The organism is Shewanella sp. NFH-SH190041 (assembly GCF_024363255.1).
Lineage (GTDB): Bacteria > Pseudomonadota > Gammaproteobacteria > Enterobacterales > Shewanellaceae > Shewanella.
In genome coordinates this window covers 3,777,693-3,793,915 of record NZ_AP026070.1, presented here as the reverse complement: position 1 = coordinate 3,793,915, position 16,223 = coordinate 3,777,693, and the positions used below count along the sequence as shown (strand labels likewise).

The following is a 16,223-nucleotide window of genomic DNA, read 5'->3' as shown; positions in this document are numbered from 1 at the left end:
AATGGGTCGTATTGGATTGATTATTGCTGCCATTTTGGTGGTCGTGGCGTTTTCTTCTGTCTTCGTGGTAAATGAAGGGGATCGAGCCATCGTATCTCGCTTTGGTAAGGTTCTGAAAGTGGATGGGAAGACCGAGGTGTTCGAGCCGGGTCTGCACTTTAAGATCCCTGTTATCGACAAAATCCGTATGCTGGATGCTCGGATTCAGACGCTGGATGGCGCTGCTGACCGTTTTGTGACATCCGAGAAAAAAGATTTGATGGTTGATTCTTATGTGAAGTGGCGTATCAAAGATTTTGCCAAGTATTACCTGTCCACCAATGGTGGTATCAAGGCAAATGCTGAGACCTTGCTGCAGCGTAAAATCAACAACGATTTGCGTACTGAATTTGGTCGCCGCACCATTAAGGAAATTGTTTCTGGTAGCCGTGATGAAATGCAGATGGATGCATTGAAAAATGCGGCTGAAAGCGCCAAGGATCTGGGTATCGAAGTGGTGGATGTTCGGGTTAAACAAATTAACCTGCCCGCTAACGTCAGTAACAGTATCTATCAGCGTATGCGTGCTGAGCGTCAGGCGGTAGCAAAAGAACATCGTGCTCAGGGTAAAGAAAAAGCAGAAATTATCCGCGCGACGACTGATGCGAATGTTGAAGTTCAGATTGCTGAAGCTCAACGTAAAGCACTGACAGTTCGTGGCTCTGGTGATGCAAAAGCAGCTGAGATTTATGCCAAGGCATACTCAAAGGATCCTGAGTTTTATGCTTTTTTGCGCAGCCTTGAAGCTTATCGTGAAAGCTTTAACAACAATTCAGATGTCATGGTGCTTGAGCCGGATAGTGAATTCTTCCGTTATATGAAGAGTGAAACTGGCAAATAAGCTAATTGCAGAGATAAAGCCCGGTTGTGATACCGGGCTTTTTTGTGCCTTGAATTATTTACATCCGTTCTGTATTTCAGCAGGAAATCACATATTGTTATCAGAAATGCTTTGGGTAAGGGCAAAATCTGGTAAAAGAATGTCGGTTTTTTATATTTTATATTGCGTTTTAGTTATCATAAATTGACTTAAACTTGCTATCTTTGTTTGATTGTTGTGCGTTTTCACTATGATCTGCTTCTGATTTTTAGATATAATGGGCAGCGCCTCAAACTTCGCAGAAGGCTTTGTGAGAGCGTTGGGGTGAGATAACAAGTATTAAAAATAAATGTTCCAACCCCTCTTGGAGATAAGTGGATGAGCAATGCGCCAGTCGATACCGGACGTCGCAGGTTCCTGACAGCTGCAACCGCTGTAATTGGCGGTACTGGTGCCGTCGCTGTAGCGGTTCCCTTTATTAAGTCATGGAATCCAAGTGCTAAGGCAAAAGCTGCGGGTGCGCCGGTTGAAGTCAATATTAGTAAACTCGAACCGGGTCAATTGATCCGGGTAGAATGGCGGGGTAAACCTGTATGGGTTGTCCGCCGTACCGAAGCAGTTCTTTCCGCTCTACCTGGCTTGGATAGTCAGTTACGCGATCCCAATTCTGATGAACCCCAACAGCCGGTTTATGCCCAGAATCCCACTCGGGCAATCAAACCGGAATTCTTTATTGCCGTGGGCTTATGTACCCATTTAGGCTGCTCTCCTACTTATATGCCAGATTCATTTGGTGAGCAGGTTGAAGGGGTTACGGCTGGTTTTTTCTGTCCTTGTCATGGCTCCAAGTTCGATATGGCTGGCCGGGTATTTCAAGGTGTGCCGGCACCCTTGAACTTGGTGGTGCCACCGCATCAATATTTGGATGACACCACGGTACTGGTCGGTGTGAGTGAGGGGGCTGCGTAATGGCAAATAAATTAGTGGATTGGATTGATGCCAGGATCCCGATGACAGCGACCTATAACCGTCATGTGGGACAGTATGCGACACCGAAGAATTTTAACTTTTGGTATTTCTTTGGCTCACTGGCGCTGTTGGTTTTGGTTAATCAGTTATTGACCGGGATCTGGCTGACGATGAATTATGTTCCGACTGATGAAGGGGCATTTGCGTCGATTGAATACATTATGCGGGATGTCGAGTATGGTTGGTTGCTGCGTTATATGCACTCCACCGGCGCCTCGGCCTTTTTTGTGGTGATTTATTTGCACATGTTCCGCGGGGTGATTTATGGCTCTTACCAAAAGCCACGGGAACTATTGTGGCTGTTTGGTATGCTGATCTTCCTGATCCTGATGGCAGAAGCTTTTATGGGCTACCTGTTGCCTTGGGGGCAAATGTCCTACTGGGGGGCTCAGGTGATTATTTCCCTGTTTGGTGCCATTCCTGTGATCGGGGATGATTTAACCTTGTGGATCCGGGGTGACTATGTGGTCTCCGGTGCCACCCTAAACCGCTTCTTTGCCCTGCATGTAATAGCACTACCACTGGTATTAGTCGTATTGGTATTCCTGCATTTGATTGCGCTACATGAAGTTGGCTCCAATAACCCTGATGGTATCGAAATTAAAAAGAACAAAGATGAGAATGGCTGGCCGGTTGATGGCATTCCTTTTCATCCTTATTACACAGTAAAGGATATTGTAGGTGTTGCAGGCTTCCTGATTGTGTTTTGTTATGTGTTGTTCTTTATGCCGGAAGGCGGTGGGTATTTCCTTGAAAAACCTAATTTTGAGGCCGCTAATCCCATGAAGACGCCGGAACATATTGCGCCGGTATGGTATTTCACCCCTTTCTACGCCATCTTACGTGCCGTGCCCGATAAACTCGGTGGGGTATTGATGATGGGACTGTCTATTCTGGTGCTGTTTGTACTGCCTTGGCTGGATCGCTGTAAGGTGAAATCCATCCGCTATCGCAGTGCGTTACATAAGCTCAATATTGCCCAGTTCACCGTGTCCTTTATTGTGCTTGGATACCTTGGTGCGGTACCGGCGACTCCGGTATTAACCATCGCGGCCCGGATTTTTACCATTACCTACTTCGGGTTCTTCCTGGCTCTGTGGCTGTACAGTAAAAATGAGAAAACTAAACCTGTACCAGAGAGGGTGACGAGCTGATGAAAAATATACTGATTGCATTGGTAACTTTACTGCCGAGCCTGACGTTTGCCGCCGGCCCGAGTATACCGCTTGAAAGCGCCAATATTGATTTACACGATAAAGCATCGTTACAGCGGGGCTTGGGTTATTTTCAGCAGTACTGTGCGGGTTGCCATAGTACCCAGTACCAGCGTTATGGTCGGGTTGCCGATGACTTAGGCATTTCTGTTGATGATATGCGCGCCAATTACATGTTTACTGACGCCAAAATTGGTGAGTTGATGGAAAACGCTATTCCGGATGAGGATGCGGCAAAATGGTTTGGTGCGACACCACCGGATCTGACGCTAGTATCTCGAGTTCGAGGAGAAGATTGGGTATATACCTATTTGAAAAGCTTTTATCAGGACTCATCTCGGCCGTTTGGCGTGAATAATACCGTATTTCCCATGGTGGGGATGCCACATGCACTGGAAGAGCTGCAGGGAATTGCAGTGAAACAGGCTGATGGCAGTTTGGTTGCCAGTGGTGGAACCATGACAGCGCAGCAGTACGATGACGCTGTCAGGGATATCACGGCATATTTGGCGTATTCTGCTGAGCCCGTAAGGGTAGAGCGGGAACGCTTAGGAATGTGGGTATTAGGCTTTTTGTTAATCTTCTTTATTGTGGCCTTCCTCCTCAAGAAAGAGTATTGGAAGGATGTACACTAGGCAGGGTTAACGGGTAGAATATAGTATCCGCATAGTGTAAACGGGGGGCTTGGCTCCTCGTTTCTTTGTTTCTGATTCTGGAGGGTATCAATGGCTCTAGCTGCCAATAAACGCTCTGTCATGACCCTGTTTTCAGGTGCCGATGATCTGTATAGCCATCAAGTACGCATAGTACTGGCCGAGAAAGGGGTTACTGTAGATGTATTGCAGGTTGACCCAAACGACATGCCCGAGGATCTGCTCGAGGTAAATCCATATAACACAGTACCGACACTGGTTGACCGTGAGCTGGTGTTGTACGAATCTCGCATCATTATGGAATATCTGGATGAGCGTTTTCCCCATCCACCACTGATGCCGGTTTATCCTGTATCTCGAGGGAAAACTCGTCTGATGATGCATCGCATTGACAGTGACTGGTACACTCTGGTCGATCGCATCAAAAAAGGTGACCGTGCTGATGCTGCCCGTAAAGAGTTGGCTGAAAGTCTGACTGCTGTAGCGCCTATTTTTGCCGAAATGCCTTACTTTATGAGCGAAGAGTTTGGATTGGCTGACTGCTACTTAGGCCCATTGTTGTGGCGTCTGCCGGCGCTGGGTATCGAGTTGGATAGCCGTGTAGCAAAAGACATTAAAGCTTATATGACACGTATTTTTGAGCGTGAATCATTCAAGGCTTCCCTAACTGAAGCTGAGCGCGAAATGCGCATGGGTATGTAATGAAACCTATGGGTCCTAACCGCCCTTATTTGTTGCGTGCATACTACGACTGGTTGATGGATAACGAACTGACTCCCCACGTGGTAGTTGATGCGTTTGTTCCCGGAACCCAGGTGCCACAGCAGTATGTTCAAGATGGGCAAATTGTACTGAATATCACCGCATCTGCTGTGGTGGACTTGCAGTTGGGTAATGACTTTATTGAGTTTAGTGCCCGGTTTGGCGGTGTACCGCAACAGATAGTACTGCCTTTGGCATCCATTATTGCGATCTATGCCCGTGAAAACGGGGCCGGTGTCGTATTTGAGATGGAAGAGGCTTACCTACCTCAGGATGAAACGGCTGTGGACGCTGAACTGGAAACTGTGCCGGCTGACAGTACCGTGGAAACCTCAGAGCCAGCTTCACCAGCGAAGCGCCGTGCTCATTTGACGTTGGTCAAATAATCAAAGGCTCAGCTTTCCTGTTTGGGATAACTGAGCCTTTGTCTTTTCAGGCCATGTTCCGCTCTAAAGCGGCAATTTTTTATATAACAAAGGGACAGAGAATTGGTGCATCGATGCTATGCAAGCGAGCGCTGTTAAACTGTGACCCCAGCTGAATCGTATTGTTTTCAGTTTTGTTAATACAAAAAAAGGAGCGCTGGCTCCTTTTTTCTGATGAGTGGATTAACTCTGCAGTATTTTTAGCGGTAATCCCAGTAGAGCATCACCCTGTCCGGCGAAGTACCAGATAATTGCCACTAATGCGGCAACCGTCAGTAAATACCAAATAGTACTGAACATTTGTCCGTAGCGATCAAGTGGCAATAGGTGTGATTGATGACGGCTTTTCCATTCAAATACGATTTCTAGACTGCCAATCAGTAGTAAAAATCCCAATAGTGCTAGTCCAAAATGGTAACTGATAGCAATACCTATACCCGCCCCAGCAACGCAGGCTAATAACCCGGTGATACTGTTCATGGAAAAGCTGATACTTTTGAGAATATGCCCACCATCCAGCGGCAAAATAGGTAACAGATTAAACAGATTGAGTAGGGCATTAAAACAAGCCAGTCCGGCAAAGAAAATTTCGCCAGTTAGGCTGTAAAGCAACAGGCTAAGCAGTGACATCAATAAACCGAAAGTCGGTCCCATGATGGATATCACCACATCTTGCCAGCGAGTATTAATTTTCTCATCTGATAGCGCTAGCCCACCCATAAATGGAATGAGATAAATACCTTTAGTTTTCATACCAAAATAACGCATGGCACGGATATGGCCATATTCGTGGAATACTAAACAGGCGATTAATGCTAAAGCAAACTGAAAAGAAAACAGCCAGGAGTAAGCCGCTACGCTTGCTCCGGCCAGAACCATTTTTATCACCTTGGCGCTTTTTAGTAGCTTAAAGCCCAGAGACAATAGGCCAATTAGGCTAAATTTTTGCTGTGTGGGCACAGGATTTTCTGGGACTTGCCTTTCAATATCCCGTTCAGTGCGTTCCCCGCTGCTAATCAATTGCTCATTAATGCGCAGTTGATATTGGAGTTTGAATGGTTGCCAGCTGAGCGTAGTGGATAAGTTGACTAGCAGTGTCTGTTGCTGCTGTTGAGCATCGGTTGCCTGCAGGGTAAATTCATGACTCTGGTGCGAGGGGGCATCACTGTGTGCTGACAGTTGGGAAACCAGAGTGTTATTCCAGTACAGTTGCTGCCAGCCGGCCATAGAGCCTTCCAATCGCAGCGGCTGATCAAGACAGCTAATGTTTAGTAGTTCCAAGGGAATATGCCTGTAACAGGTTAATGAAATAGGGTAAGCCGCGGCCATATTATCACGCAAAAGAGCATGATATAGGCCAAGGACTGCTGTCATTATGTTACAGGCTGTTAGGGGACCAACTCCCCTAGATAGAGAGCTATTTGTGCTGTTGATACACCTTGTATTTATTATTCTCAGCGGTGACATTCACCTGACCAAAATGGGTTGCAATAGTATCGGCATAGGGCAGATGACGGTTAGCAACGATTTGCCATATGCCTCCTGAGCTTAATTTGATGGCACTGTCGCGTACAAAACTTAGCGCGATATCTGTAGTGGCATCCAGCCCATCATGAAAAGGGGGGTTGGAGATAATGGCCTGAAACTCACCTTTGGTTTGAGCCAGCCCATCAGAAGGGTAGACGTTAGCTTGCATACCATTTGCGGCCAAAGTTAATTGGCAGGATGCCAAGGCCATGGCATTGATATCCACACAATCGAGTATTAACTCCGGCTGGGCTTTAAGTAGGGCTGCGGCAATCACGCCAGCGCCGCAACCAAAATCCAATACCCGCCCCTGCAGTTGTGGTAGATGTTCGAGCAGTAGCGCAGTGCCTTGATCCAACTGTTTTTCACTGAATACACCGACCAAGTTGCAAATGGTTAATGCTCCTTGTGGTGTGGTCAGCGTATATTGTTTCAGCCATTGCTGTATATCCAGCTTTGGTGCCCCACCTTCGTATTGCGCGGCATACAGCAGGCAATGTCTGGCGTTATCCACTTTATTACAGTAACTGAAATAGTCCGGCAGTAATTTGGGTAGAGATTTAATACCGCCTTTATTCTCCCCAGCAACCAACAATTGTCCGCCCGGCTTAAGGCTGTTAGCGGCTAAATCGAATAGATAAGGGGCGAGAGACTTGGCCTTAGGGAAATAGATTACCACGGTATCAAAAGTCATCGCTTCAGGCAGTTGATGGCCGAAGTAACAATTCAATCCCCGGTTTTGCAACGGGGCAACAGCAAGGTAATGGTGATAATCCAATGCCAGACTAGTGACCTTGGCGCCATTCTGCAACAGCTCCAGGGCCAGATGATCCCTTTCATGATTGAGTAGCAGAACAGATTGATTTTCCAATAAATGGCTGTTGCGGATGATAACTTGAGATGGGTTGGTAAGCACTGAATACCCCTGGCGCTGAGACTAAGCGCCATATTATATAGTAAGGCTGGGGGTGGTTTTAGTGGATTTACACAGCAGGAGTCAGTTTCTTTGCCTAATATTAAAGCCCTGCTATTTTTTCTGCCCGGTAATGGCAGCTGTAATGGATGACGGAGCGACGGAATGTACCCCAGGGCAATATGGATGCTGCTTGCTTGCCTGTTTACAGGCCCCTGTCTGGCTACGCATACGATCACCCACGAATCGGTTGATGGGTATGCCCCATCTCTGGCCGAATTACGACTAATTTTTTCCCGTCAAAAACTCTATTGGCCTGATGGACAGGCTATCACGGTTTTTATTCTCTCTCCTGATTCCAAGCTGCATCAGGAGTTTTGCATTGAGCAACTAGACATTCTGCCTTACGTGCTACAGCGACGCTGGGATCGATTGGTGTACTCAGGTACTGGTGATCGGCCTCGGATAGTCGCTGACGAGCGAGCGATGCGTCGGGCGGTACAGATGACGCCGGGATCAATCGGTTATCTGTCTTCTACCGCGCAGACACAGGGAGGTGTTGGCGATGAACAATAAATGGGTTTGTTGGGGATTGGTGAGTTTTTTATTTATGGTCGGGCCGCTGCAGGCAGATGATTCTAATTGGCAGTTCAATGCATACCTTAATCAAGGGTGGGCCTATGTTGATGATAGCCATTTTATCGTTGGAAATAACCGTAGTAGCTCGGAGTTAACAGAGGCGACGGCAACTGCATTTTGGCGTCCTTCAGCCTCTTGGCGTATGGCGGGGAGTTTGACATTCCGTCAGTGGGGAAATCTGGCAGAGCCCGCAGTAGGGCTCGATTATCTGTTTGCGGAATATCATTGGCAATTACCGGTCGGGCATATGGGGTTACGGGCTGGTCGGATGAAAAATGAAGTGGGTTTTTATTCTAGTAGCCGAGATATGAGCTTTACCCGGCCGGGAATTTTGCTGCCACAGTCCATTTATGCCGATTATTTCCGTGATGCTCAGTTGCATATTGATGGCGCAGATTTATTTGGGGTGGCACAAGTTGGCAATGGTGTGCTTACTTGGCATTTGATGGGGGGGGCAACCACTAAAACCGATAATCTCACCCGTAATATTTTTGGCGGTTTTCAGTTGGGGCATTTTGATGCCAAAGACTTTTATGCTGCAGATATAGAGTATCAGGATGATGCGCTGCGTCTTGGGGCAACTTATTACCATGCCGGGCTGGATTATCATGCCGGCGGCCCGTTTGTGGATGGTGAAATATTTCTTCATGCTTGGGTTTTATCTGCTCAATACCGTTGGCGTTGGTTTGAGTTGACGGCTGAATACCTGGTTGGCGAGCGTCATACTCAGGGGGTTTACCTGGCTCCTGAAGCGGGTGAAAGTGATGAAAAAAACCGAGGATATTATCTAGAGGGGCGATGGTTACTGCCGCACAGAACAGAACTCTACCTGCGTTATGACGATTATGCGGACAATGACAGGGACCCAGACGGTAAACGTTACGCCCTAACAACCGGTAAGCCGGATTACTTTGCCTTTGCTCGAGATTGGACCTTCGGGGGGCGTTGGCAAATTAATGAGAACTGGCAATTAGCCATGGAGTATCACCGGGTGCATGGTGCAGCTTGGGTGGCGCCGGTGTTGACCCGAAACCCGGCTTTACAGCCATCCCATTGGTCGATGTTGGCCTTGCAGTTATCTTACCGGTTCCAGTGGTGATGTTATGACGCAGAACAGGAAGGTCTGTTTATTTCTCAGTCTCAAATGGAAGCTGCTTATCGGCGTGATGTTGATGATGATTTGTGTCGGTGGTGTATTAGGCTCCTTTGCCAATAGGGAGTTGACCCAGCAGCAGCAACAGCAACTTCAACAGCAACAACGGGCACTGTCTGGCGCGCTGCAAGACTCTATTCACAGCGCCGTGGATAAGGCGGTACGTGTTTCCCATCAGATAGGTATGTTGGCACCCACTGGTGATGATGGGCAATTTCAGCTGTCTGCGCTGGCAACTCTGCTCCAGCGCCGTTGGCATGATATTCAACTCTACTGGGATGTCTCTGCTATCGGTGTTTATACGGCACAGCCAGTTGTGCAGGGGGATGAGCCTTTGGTTTCGGTTGGCTCTCGTCCAGATAGCGGTGATGTACCGGCATTGAGCCGGATAGATGGCGACAGCGGGCCAAAATGGCAATTTGTTTGCCGGGAAGTATGCCGGTTGCAGGTATTGATCCCGACGCTAATTGGCGGACAGATGTATCAGATGTTAGTGGAAACGGGCCTGACCGATATTCTCGCGGGGGTGCGCAGTAATGAAGAGTTGGAATTCGTTGTACTGGGGCGAAAACAGCAGAGTAGCCAGCAACCATTTTTTTGGGGACGTGAGTTATTCAGTATCAGTGACCGCCAATTGACATTGTCTGTGTTGCAGTTGGCTGCTGTGCGGTGGCAGTGGTCTGAATTACAAAGTGGTAATCAGGTCTTTAATCTCGATGATAAGGCATGGGCGCTATGGGCTTATCCATTGGATATTGCCAATCCCTCAGGGCCAGTATTGGTGGTGATGAGTGACGTATCACTTTGGTATCAAGCGCTGTCTGCTTTTCAGCGCAATATGCTGGGAATATTGCTCAGCGCCCTGCTGTTGGTGGGGGCTGCGGTAGTATTGCTGGCCTGGTCCCCGATTATGCGTTTGGAGCGCCATGCCAGAATATTACCCTTACTCGCTCAGGCAGACTTCAACGGTGTTAAGCGAGCGACGCCTAGAGTTAAAGGCAGTATTGTTGATGAGGTCGATAATGTTGATATGGCAACGCTGGATGTGACCGATAAGCTCGAGCATCTGCAACAAGAGGTCGTCAGTCACACCCAGGAGCTAGAGCGGCTGGCGATGCTGGATATGCTTACTGGCCTGCCGAATAAGCCCATGCTCACCCATGAATTAAATAAAGCGATTGCCTGCGTTGGCCGCTTACATGAACAGGTCGCATTGATGTTCCTTGATCTGGATGAGTTTCGCCGCATTAACGATACCCTTGGGCATAATGAAGGGGATGAACTGCTGAAAATTGTAGCCACGCGACTGGGCGATAGCGTCCGTTCTATGGATACGGTATTTCGTCAGGGTGGGGATGAATTTTTAATTTTACTACGGGGGATTGAGCAGGAGCAGGAGATCCCCCGGGTGATCCATAAGATTTTTGCCGCGTTGCAGCAGCCTATTATGCTCAAAAGCCACAAACTCATAATCACGACCAGTATTGGCATTGCCTTTTGCCGTGACCCAGCGATGGACGCGGATGAATTGGTTAAACATGCCGAGTTAGCCATGTATCAAGCCAAGAGTGCCGGTCGCAGTAATTACCGGGTGTTCAGCTATGAGATGCTACACCAAGCCCATAACCGGATGATGATTGAGCAAGATATTGGCGAGGCCATCACGGATAATCAATTATCCCTGTATCTGCAGCCGATTATTGATATGACTAAGGGCGAACTACGCGGCTTTGAAGCCCTGATCCGCTGGTTTCACCCTCAGCGAGGCTTGATTATGCCGGGAGACTTTATCCCGGATATTGAGCATTCTGATGCCATAATTGCCGTAGGCAATTATGTGTTGAAACAGGGGATGGAGTTACTGACCCGGTTACAGCAGGCGGGTGGCAATGATTTGTATCTGGCCGTGAATTTGTCGGCCAAACATTATCTGGCGCCGGGGCTGAAAGCCTATATTGTTGAGTTGTTGGATAAATATCCGGTTAGACCAGAAAGCCTACTGCTGGAGGTCACGGAAGAAAGCGTGATTGAGCAGGTAGATATGGCGATGACAGTGATGGCAGAGCTGAAGCAACTGGGCGTGCGGATCGCCATTGATGATTTTGGTACCGGTTACTCATCCCTTAGCTATTTAAAACAGTTGCCTTTTGATGTACTGAAAATCGACCGCTGCTTTACCCAAGGCGTATTGGATAACGGTGTCGATACCCATATTGTGACAACTGTGATTGAGCTAGCCCATAACCTTGAACGTGAAGTGGTAGCGGAGGGGATTGAAACCGATGCTCAGGAGGACTTTATGCGAGAGGCTGGCTGTGAGTTAGGGCAGGGATATTTGTATTCCCGCCCGATCAGTGAAGAGCAGGTCATGCGCACCTTGACTAGCCCGCATTTTTCCCGAATTTGGCCTAAAGCTGAAAATTATCAACAGATGGGCAAATTGGGCTGATAGCGGATTTTCCTTGCTGCAGCAATATTGATAGCAAACCAGGCAGTCATAAGGCTGCCTGTTTTGCTAATGTCATGGGACTAAATTGCTTATGACTTTTTTTCTGCTGGCAGCAGGCTGATAAGCTTGTTGGCAATATCAGTATTATCCTGATGGCCGTTAAATAATTCCGCCGCAGGACCTGCTGCAAACACCTGCACATCAATACCTGTATGCCCGGAGGTGGTCCAGCCGGTATTGCTTTTTTTATCAATCAAATGCTTTAGTGCATCAGCTAGCGTGTCTTGCCCCTGCATCCGGGCTGTCGTCAGCCGTTGATACTGAGGTGCGGTCGGGGTAAACCCTAGTCCCTTAGCAACAATGGCTTGCCAGTCATCGGTAGCAATGGCCTTAGCGGCAATGGTATCGGGTGATGCGGTCATCTGGTGTAATACGCTGGGGTGCCAGCCATAGTGACCATCCCGACCAATGCTCAGTCCACCGGTATTATGATCAGCGGTGACCACCATCAGAGTATCCGGATGTTGGCGGACAAATTGCTCAGCCACTTCAATGGTATTGGCAAATTCATCCATCTCACCCATGGCAACGGCAATATCATTGCTATGACCGGCCCAATCAATCAAGCTGCCTTCCACTAACAGTACAAATCCTTGCTTGGATTGGGAGAGTAATGTCAGCGCCTTAGTGGTTAGTTGACTAAGTCGGTTTTCTTCAGGTTCATCAATTGCCCACGGCAGTTGCACATCAGCAAATAGCCCCAGTACTTTGCCTTGGTTGATATTATTAAGTGCCGCCATGTCGGTGACGACTTGATAATTCTGCTTGGCAAATTGTTCACGCAAGCCAGGGGGGAAATAACGTTGTCCGCCGCCGAGAATGACACTGGCTCCGGTATCAAGATAACTTTGGGCTAATTCATCATAATGTTTACGGCTGATATTGTGGCTGAGAAACGCCGCAGGAGTAGCATGATTTACCTGAGACGTCACGGTTACGCCGGTAGCTAATCCGGCGCGATGGGCGCGTTCTAACAAAGTCGGAACGGGTTGATGTTTAAGATCGACGCCAATAGCGCCATTATAGGTTTTAATACCCGATGATAGTGCCGTAGCCGCCGCGGCACTGTCGGTAATATAGCCACTTTCTCGAGCTGGGAAGGTACTGGCACTGCCGACTAACAGGCGGTTAAAGACTGTTTCTTCAACTTCTTCAGTATCCGGATCATCTTTATAAAGCCGGTATGCAGAGGTATAGGCTGGTCCCATACCATCCCCAATCATAATAATGATGTTTTTCGGTTTGGCAGGAACCTCTGGTAGCCCTTGTGCTTGGGCAGTGAGTGTAAACGCGCTAAAACCAATGGCGCAGGCCATCAGCTTTAGCGTGGTAGCGTACAGCATATTACTTTCCCTGTGTTGCAGTGTTTATTATTTTGTTGTTATTCGGCGTTCAATGGCATCCATCAGCCTGCCGGTAATATCCACGTCAAACGCAGCTTCAATTTCTTTGATACAGGTCGGGCTGGTCACATTGATTTCAGTGAGCTTGTCACCGATCACATCCAGGCCAACAAAGATCAGCCCGCGTTTTTTTAACTCAGGCCCGATGGCATTGGCAATGTGCCAGTCTGACTCTGACAGCGGTCTTGCTACGCCACTGCCGCCTGCAGCCAAATTGCCCCGGGTTTCACCCTTGGCGGGAATACGGGCAAGGCAGTATGGCACAGGCTCACCATCAATCACCAGAATCCGTTTGTCGCCATCGGTGATCTGTGGAATAAATTTCTGCACCATAGCGTATTGGGTGCCGTGTTGCGTGAGGGTTTCAATAATTACCCCTAGGTTCGGGTCCTGTTGCTGCACGCGGAAAATAGAGCTACCGCCCATACCATCGAGGGGTTTTAAGATTATGTCGTGTTCGGCTTGGTGAAAATCTTTGATCCGCTGGGCATCCCGAGTCACTAGTGTCTTAGGGGTAAATTGGGCAAACCAAGCGGTAAAGAGTTTTTCGTTGGCATCGCGTAAGCTCTGGGGCTTATTAACGATGAGAGTGCCTTGCTCTTCAGCCCGCTCTAACATGTAGGTGGCATAAATATATTCGGTATCAAATGGCGGGTCTTTGCGCATTAAGATGACATCAAGATCGGCCAGAGGCTTATCCTGCGCATCTTCCAAGGTGAACCAGTTACTGGCATCTTGCTGCACAGTTAATGGCCGCATACTCGCCATGGCGGTGCCATCAATCAGTGCCAGATCTTTCATTTCCATATAAAACAGCTGATAACCACGGGATTGGGCGGCCAGCAGCATGGCAAAGCTGGAATCTTTTTTGATATTAATGTCCGCGATGGGATCCATCACGATACCGAGTTTGATCATTTTTCTGTCCTTTACTGACCGGCCGGCGGAATGCCGACCGGTTTGTCCGGTTAGCCCAGATCGCCAAGGTGCAGTTGTAGCGCCGTGATGGCAGTCAGGGAGGCTGTTTCTGTTCTTAACACGCGGGGGCCTAACAGTACATCGGTGAAATGATAATTTTCTGTCATGGCAATTTCATTGGCAGATAAACCACCTTCAGGGCCGATTAACAGGCGGATTCGCTTATGTTCTTGCCCTAGTCCGTTAATGCCAAAGGCTGCTCTAGGATGTAAATTTAATTTCAGCGCAGCGGAGGGCTCAGCGCACCAGTCTTGCAGGTCCATTGCTGGGCGGATTTGTGGCACAACACTGCGGCCACACTGCTCACAGGCGCTAATAGCAATTTTCTGCCATTGCTGGATTTTTTTCTCCAGTCGCTCACCATTGAGTTTGACGCCACAGCGTTCAGAGAACAGCGGGGTAATGGTGTTCACTCCCAGCTCAACGGATTTTTGGATGGTAAAATCCATCCGATCGCCACGGCTAATCACTTGACCTAGGTGCAGGTTGAGCGGTGATTCGCTGGGATTGGCTTGGCAAGACAGTAACGTCACCGTCACCGATTTTTTACCGGCACTGGTGATTTCGGCAAGATAGTCATTGCCATCGCCATTAAACAGGCAGATTTGTTCACCTTCCCCCATACGAAGTACTCGGCCGATATGGGCCGCACCATCGTCATCCAGCGCCAGCGTTTGCTGTGTAGCCAGTGGTGAGGGTTGATAAATACGTGGAACTCTCATGTTTTGTCACCTTAATCTGCCAGTTGACCTTTAATATGATGCGCCTGGCACTGGGATTGTACAAAAGGATTGTGATTCCCCTGGGCTTTTGCCACAGCGTTATCACGACGACATTCCTGTGCCGTTACCGGATAGGTTTTATCCCAAGCGCGGAACAATTTTAACTGGCTGGACGCAATTTTCAGCCCATAAGTTTTTTGCATGTACATATAGGTGCGGGCAATCGCACCTCGGGCTCGCACTGGCGGCTCGGCTTTTCTGTCTTTAAAGTCTACCACCATGGTGCACTGACCATATTGTCCCGAGCGGGCATTCCACTGGCTAAAGCGGAAGTTATTACGGTCACCATTCACTTCGCCGATGGCTGGTACTAAGTTGTGTAAATCCGATTCCATTTTTCTGAAGTCGGCATCGTTTTTACCACAATTTTTGCGCCCGCCGTGTTGCCAGCATTGCAGCTGGTGGCCAAATTCCCAAGCCGGCACAATATGTTCCCATTCGACCCGGTTGGCTCGTTTTTCCTGTTTACGTACATGGTAACCACAGCTGCCTAGCTCCGGGCGCCATTTCTTATTGTGGGTATCAATATCACAGCCGCAATAAAAACTCACGGCTGGCAGTTCATGGGTATACAGTTGCCGAGCAATGCGTTTGGCTTGACTAAAACTGGTTGGGTGAGAGGGTGATGCCTGCACGATTGGACTCAACAGCAGTGCAGCGAGCAGGATCGCAGCACCTGAGATAGATGATTTCAAAATGTTTCCCTAAACGAGTGACGTTACTCTCTAACGGAGTTGCGCAGGAGTTTAAGGATTGCTTTTCAGCCTTGCAACCATTGGCTAACTGTACGCTTTTAAGGGCTGATGACAGATCCGGCAATGATAACTGGCTTGTTGGCGGATAATTTTATTGTGTCGCCTAACACTCAGCTCAACGCGGCCGCAGCCACATTGATAGGGAAAGGTGCGGCCTTGCACCGATGCTGTATTAAATTGATGCGTCGCTTTAGGGGTGACAGCATAAATTTGTTGCATCAAGGCTTGCCATTGTGGCCCATGGGGCTTGATATTCCGGTGTCCGTATAGCTGGAAACAGAGTAAATGGCAGATCTCATGGGGGACGACATCGCTCAAAAATGCGTAAGGGTTTTCCCGAAGTAACACAGGGTTAAATCTGAGTTTGTTCAACTGCAGATGGGCTGTGCCAGCACTTTTCCCCCGCAGTTTGAAGCTGATAACAGGCCGTGGAAATGCCCGAGCCAGCTTATGCTCTGCCAGGTTATAGCACTGCTCAACCCGGGATAATAATTGGGCTTGCAGTTGATTATCTGGGACTATCTGGCTTGCATTACTGCAGGGGTGTTCCTGGGCTTGTCTATCGTGACATGGTTTTGCGTCGCCACTGCTTATTGTTTCCCCGCCCATATCCCCATCTCTA

At 48.4% G+C, this 16,223-nt stretch carries 16 protein-coding genes; 9 read left to right on the top strand and 7 right to left on the bottom strand.

Features of this window, described 5'->3' with window-relative positions; all coding sequences use genetic code 11:
- Nucleotide 1 precedes the first annotated feature (1 nt).
- The 6 genes from hflC (at nt 2) to NFHSH190041_RS16895 (ending at nt 4,903) form a co-directional block, all read left to right on the top strand.
- A complete protein-coding gene (hflC, locus tag NFHSH190041_RS16920) occupies nt 2–880 on the top strand; it encodes a protease modulator HflC (protein WP_261922889.1) in 879 nt (292 codons plus the stop codon).
- A gap of 357 nt (nt 881–1,237) precedes the next feature.
- Entirely contained in the window at nt 1,238–1,828 is a 591-nt protein-coding gene (gene petA, locus NFHSH190041_RS16915) for a ubiquinol-cytochrome c reductase iron-sulfur subunit (RefSeq protein WP_261922888.1), read from the top strand.
- Nucleotides 1,828–3,042: a cytochrome b gene (locus NFHSH190041_RS16910; protein ID WP_261922887.1), complete on the top strand. Its 1,215-nt coding sequence runs from the start codon at nt 1,828–1,830 to the stop codon at nt 3,040–3,042. Before petA ends, NFHSH190041_RS16910 begins: the two co-directional genes overlap by 1 nt.
- Nucleotides 3,042–3,737: a cytochrome c1 gene (locus NFHSH190041_RS16905; protein WP_261922886.1), complete on the top strand. Its 696-nt coding sequence runs from the start codon at nt 3,042–3,044 to the stop codon at nt 3,735–3,737. The genes NFHSH190041_RS16910 and NFHSH190041_RS16905 overlap by 1 nt, the downstream gene beginning before the upstream one ends.
- Before the next feature lie 90 nt (nt 3,738–3,827).
- Entirely contained in the window at nt 3,828–4,457 is a 630-nt protein-coding gene (gene sspA / locus NFHSH190041_RS16900; RefSeq protein WP_261922885.1) for a stringent starvation protein SspA, read from the top strand.
- A complete protein-coding gene (locus NFHSH190041_RS16895) occupies nt 4,457–4,903 on the top strand; it encodes a ClpXP protease specificity-enhancing factor (protein WP_261922884.1) in 447 nt (148 codons plus the stop codon). Before sspA ends, NFHSH190041_RS16895 begins: the two co-directional genes overlap by 1 nt.
- 222 nt (nt 4,904–5,125) lie before the next feature.
- On the opposite strand, the gene NFHSH190041_RS16890 is transcribed toward NFHSH190041_RS16895, so the two are convergent.
- Together NFHSH190041_RS16890 and NFHSH190041_RS16885 are read right to left on the bottom strand one after the other, a co-directional pair.
- Nucleotides 5,126–6,223: a site-2 protease family protein gene (locus NFHSH190041_RS16890; RefSeq protein WP_410010840.1), complete on the bottom strand. Its 1,098-nt coding sequence runs from the start codon at nt 6,221–6,223 to the stop codon at nt 5,126–5,128.
- 136 nt (nt 6,224–6,359) lie between these two features.
- Nucleotides 6,360–7,385, bottom strand: a complete 1,026-nt coding sequence (locus NFHSH190041_RS16885) for a class I SAM-dependent methyltransferase (protein ID WP_261922883.1) — start codon at nt 7,383–7,385, stop codon at nt 6,360–6,362.
- A gap of 183 nt (nt 7,386–7,568) precedes the next feature.
- Here NFHSH190041_RS16885 and NFHSH190041_RS16880 point away from each other — a divergent pair, with 183 nt between their 5' ends.
- From NFHSH190041_RS16880 to NFHSH190041_RS16870, 3 genes are read left to right on the top strand one after another with little or no spacing between them, the layout of a single operon-like run.
- Complete coding sequence (locus NFHSH190041_RS16880; RefSeq protein ID WP_261922882.1) at nt 7,569–7,958, top strand: hypothetical protein; 390 nt, start codon at nt 7,569–7,571, stop codon at nt 7,956–7,958.
- Nucleotides 7,948–9,120, top strand: a complete 1,173-nt coding sequence (locus NFHSH190041_RS16875; protein ID WP_261922881.1) for a hypothetical protein — start codon at nt 7,948–7,950, stop codon at nt 9,118–9,120. The genes NFHSH190041_RS16880 and NFHSH190041_RS16875 overlap by 11 nt, the downstream gene beginning before the upstream one ends.
- 4 nt (nt 9,121–9,124) lie before the next feature.
- Nucleotides 9,125–11,623, top strand: coding sequence for a putative bifunctional diguanylate cyclase/phosphodiesterase (locus NFHSH190041_RS16870; RefSeq protein WP_261922880.1), 2,499 nt, complete (start codon nt 9,125–9,127; stop codon nt 11,621–11,623).
- Between the two features lie 89 nt (nt 11,624–11,712).
- Here the strand turns inward: NFHSH190041_RS16870 and NFHSH190041_RS16865 are convergent, their stop codons facing one another.
- The 5 genes from NFHSH190041_RS16865 to NFHSH190041_RS16845 form a co-directional block, all read right to left on the bottom strand.
- Nucleotides 11,713–13,026, bottom strand: a complete 1,314-nt coding sequence (locus tag NFHSH190041_RS16865) for an alkaline phosphatase (protein ID WP_261922879.1) — start codon at nt 13,024–13,026, stop codon at nt 11,713–11,715.
- A 27-nt stretch (nt 13,027–13,053) separates the two neighbouring features.
- Complete coding sequence (gene gshB, locus NFHSH190041_RS16860) at nt 13,054–14,004, bottom strand: glutathione synthase (protein WP_261922878.1); 951 nt, start codon at nt 14,002–14,004, stop codon at nt 13,054–13,056.
- A 50-nt stretch (nt 14,005–14,054) separates the two neighbouring features.
- Nucleotides 14,055–14,786 (bottom strand): 16S rRNA (uracil(1498)-N(3))-methyltransferase, encoded by a 732-nt coding sequence (gene rsmE, locus NFHSH190041_RS16855; protein WP_261922877.1) that lies wholly within the window; start codon nt 14,784–14,786, stop codon nt 14,055–14,057.
- An 11-nt stretch (nt 14,787–14,797) separates the two neighbouring features.
- On the bottom strand, nt 14,798–15,529 hold the full coding sequence (locus NFHSH190041_RS16850; RefSeq protein WP_315972991.1) for an endonuclease: 732 nt from the start codon (nt 15,527–15,529) through the stop codon (nt 14,798–14,800).
- A 96-nt stretch (nt 15,530–15,625) separates the two neighbouring features.
- Complete coding sequence (locus NFHSH190041_RS16845; RefSeq protein ID WP_261922876.1) at nt 15,626–16,210, bottom strand: SprT family zinc-dependent metalloprotease; 585 nt, start codon at nt 16,208–16,210, stop codon at nt 15,626–15,628.
- Nucleotides 16,211–16,223: the final 13 nt, after the last annotated feature.

Excerpts from the sequence above, each read along its gene's own strand:
- hflC (WP_261922889.1), top strand. The coding sequence starts at position 2 with ATGGGTCGTATTGGATTGATTATTGCTGCCATTTTGGTGGTCGTGGCG.
- NFHSH190041_RS16870 (WP_261922880.1), top strand. The coding sequence starts at position 9,125 with ATGACGCAGAACAGGAAGGTCTGTTTATTTCTCAGTCTCAAATGGAAG.
- petA (WP_261922888.1), top strand. The coding sequence starts at position 1,238 with ATGAGCAATGCGCCAGTCGATACCGGACGTCGCAGGTTCCTGACAGCT.
- NFHSH190041_RS16875 (WP_261922881.1), top strand. The coding sequence starts at position 7,948 with ATGAACAATAAATGGGTTTGTTGGGGATTGGTGAGTTTTTTATTTATG.
- NFHSH190041_RS16910 (WP_261922887.1), top strand. The coding sequence starts at position 1,828 with ATGGCAAATAAATTAGTGGATTGGATTGATGCCAGGATCCCGATGACA.
- NFHSH190041_RS16880 (WP_261922882.1), top strand. The coding sequence starts at position 7,569 with ATGCTGCTTGCTTGCCTGTTTACAGGCCCCTGTCTGGCTACGCATACG.
- rsmE (WP_261922877.1), bottom strand. The coding sequence starts at position 14,786 with ATGAGAGTTCCACGTATTTATCAACCCTCACCACTGGCTACACAGCAA.
- sspA (WP_261922885.1), top strand. The coding sequence starts at position 3,828 with ATGGCTCTAGCTGCCAATAAACGCTCTGTCATGACCCTGTTTTCAGGT.
- NFHSH190041_RS16895 (WP_261922884.1), top strand. The coding sequence starts at position 4,457 with ATGAAACCTATGGGTCCTAACCGCCCTTATTTGTTGCGTGCATACTAC.
- NFHSH190041_RS16845 (WP_261922876.1), bottom strand. The coding sequence starts at position 16,210 with ATGGGCGGGGAAACAATAAGCAGTGGCGACGCAAAACCATGTCACGAT.
- NFHSH190041_RS16905 (WP_261922886.1), top strand. The coding sequence starts at position 3,042 with ATGAAAAATATACTGATTGCATTGGTAACTTTACTGCCGAGCCTGACG.
- NFHSH190041_RS16865 (WP_261922879.1), bottom strand. The coding sequence starts at position 13,026 with ATGCTGTACGCTACCACGCTAAAGCTGATGGCCTGCGCCATTGGTTTT.
- gshB (WP_261922878.1), bottom strand. The coding sequence starts at position 14,004 with ATGATCAAACTCGGTATCGTGATGGATCCCATCGCGGACATTAATATC.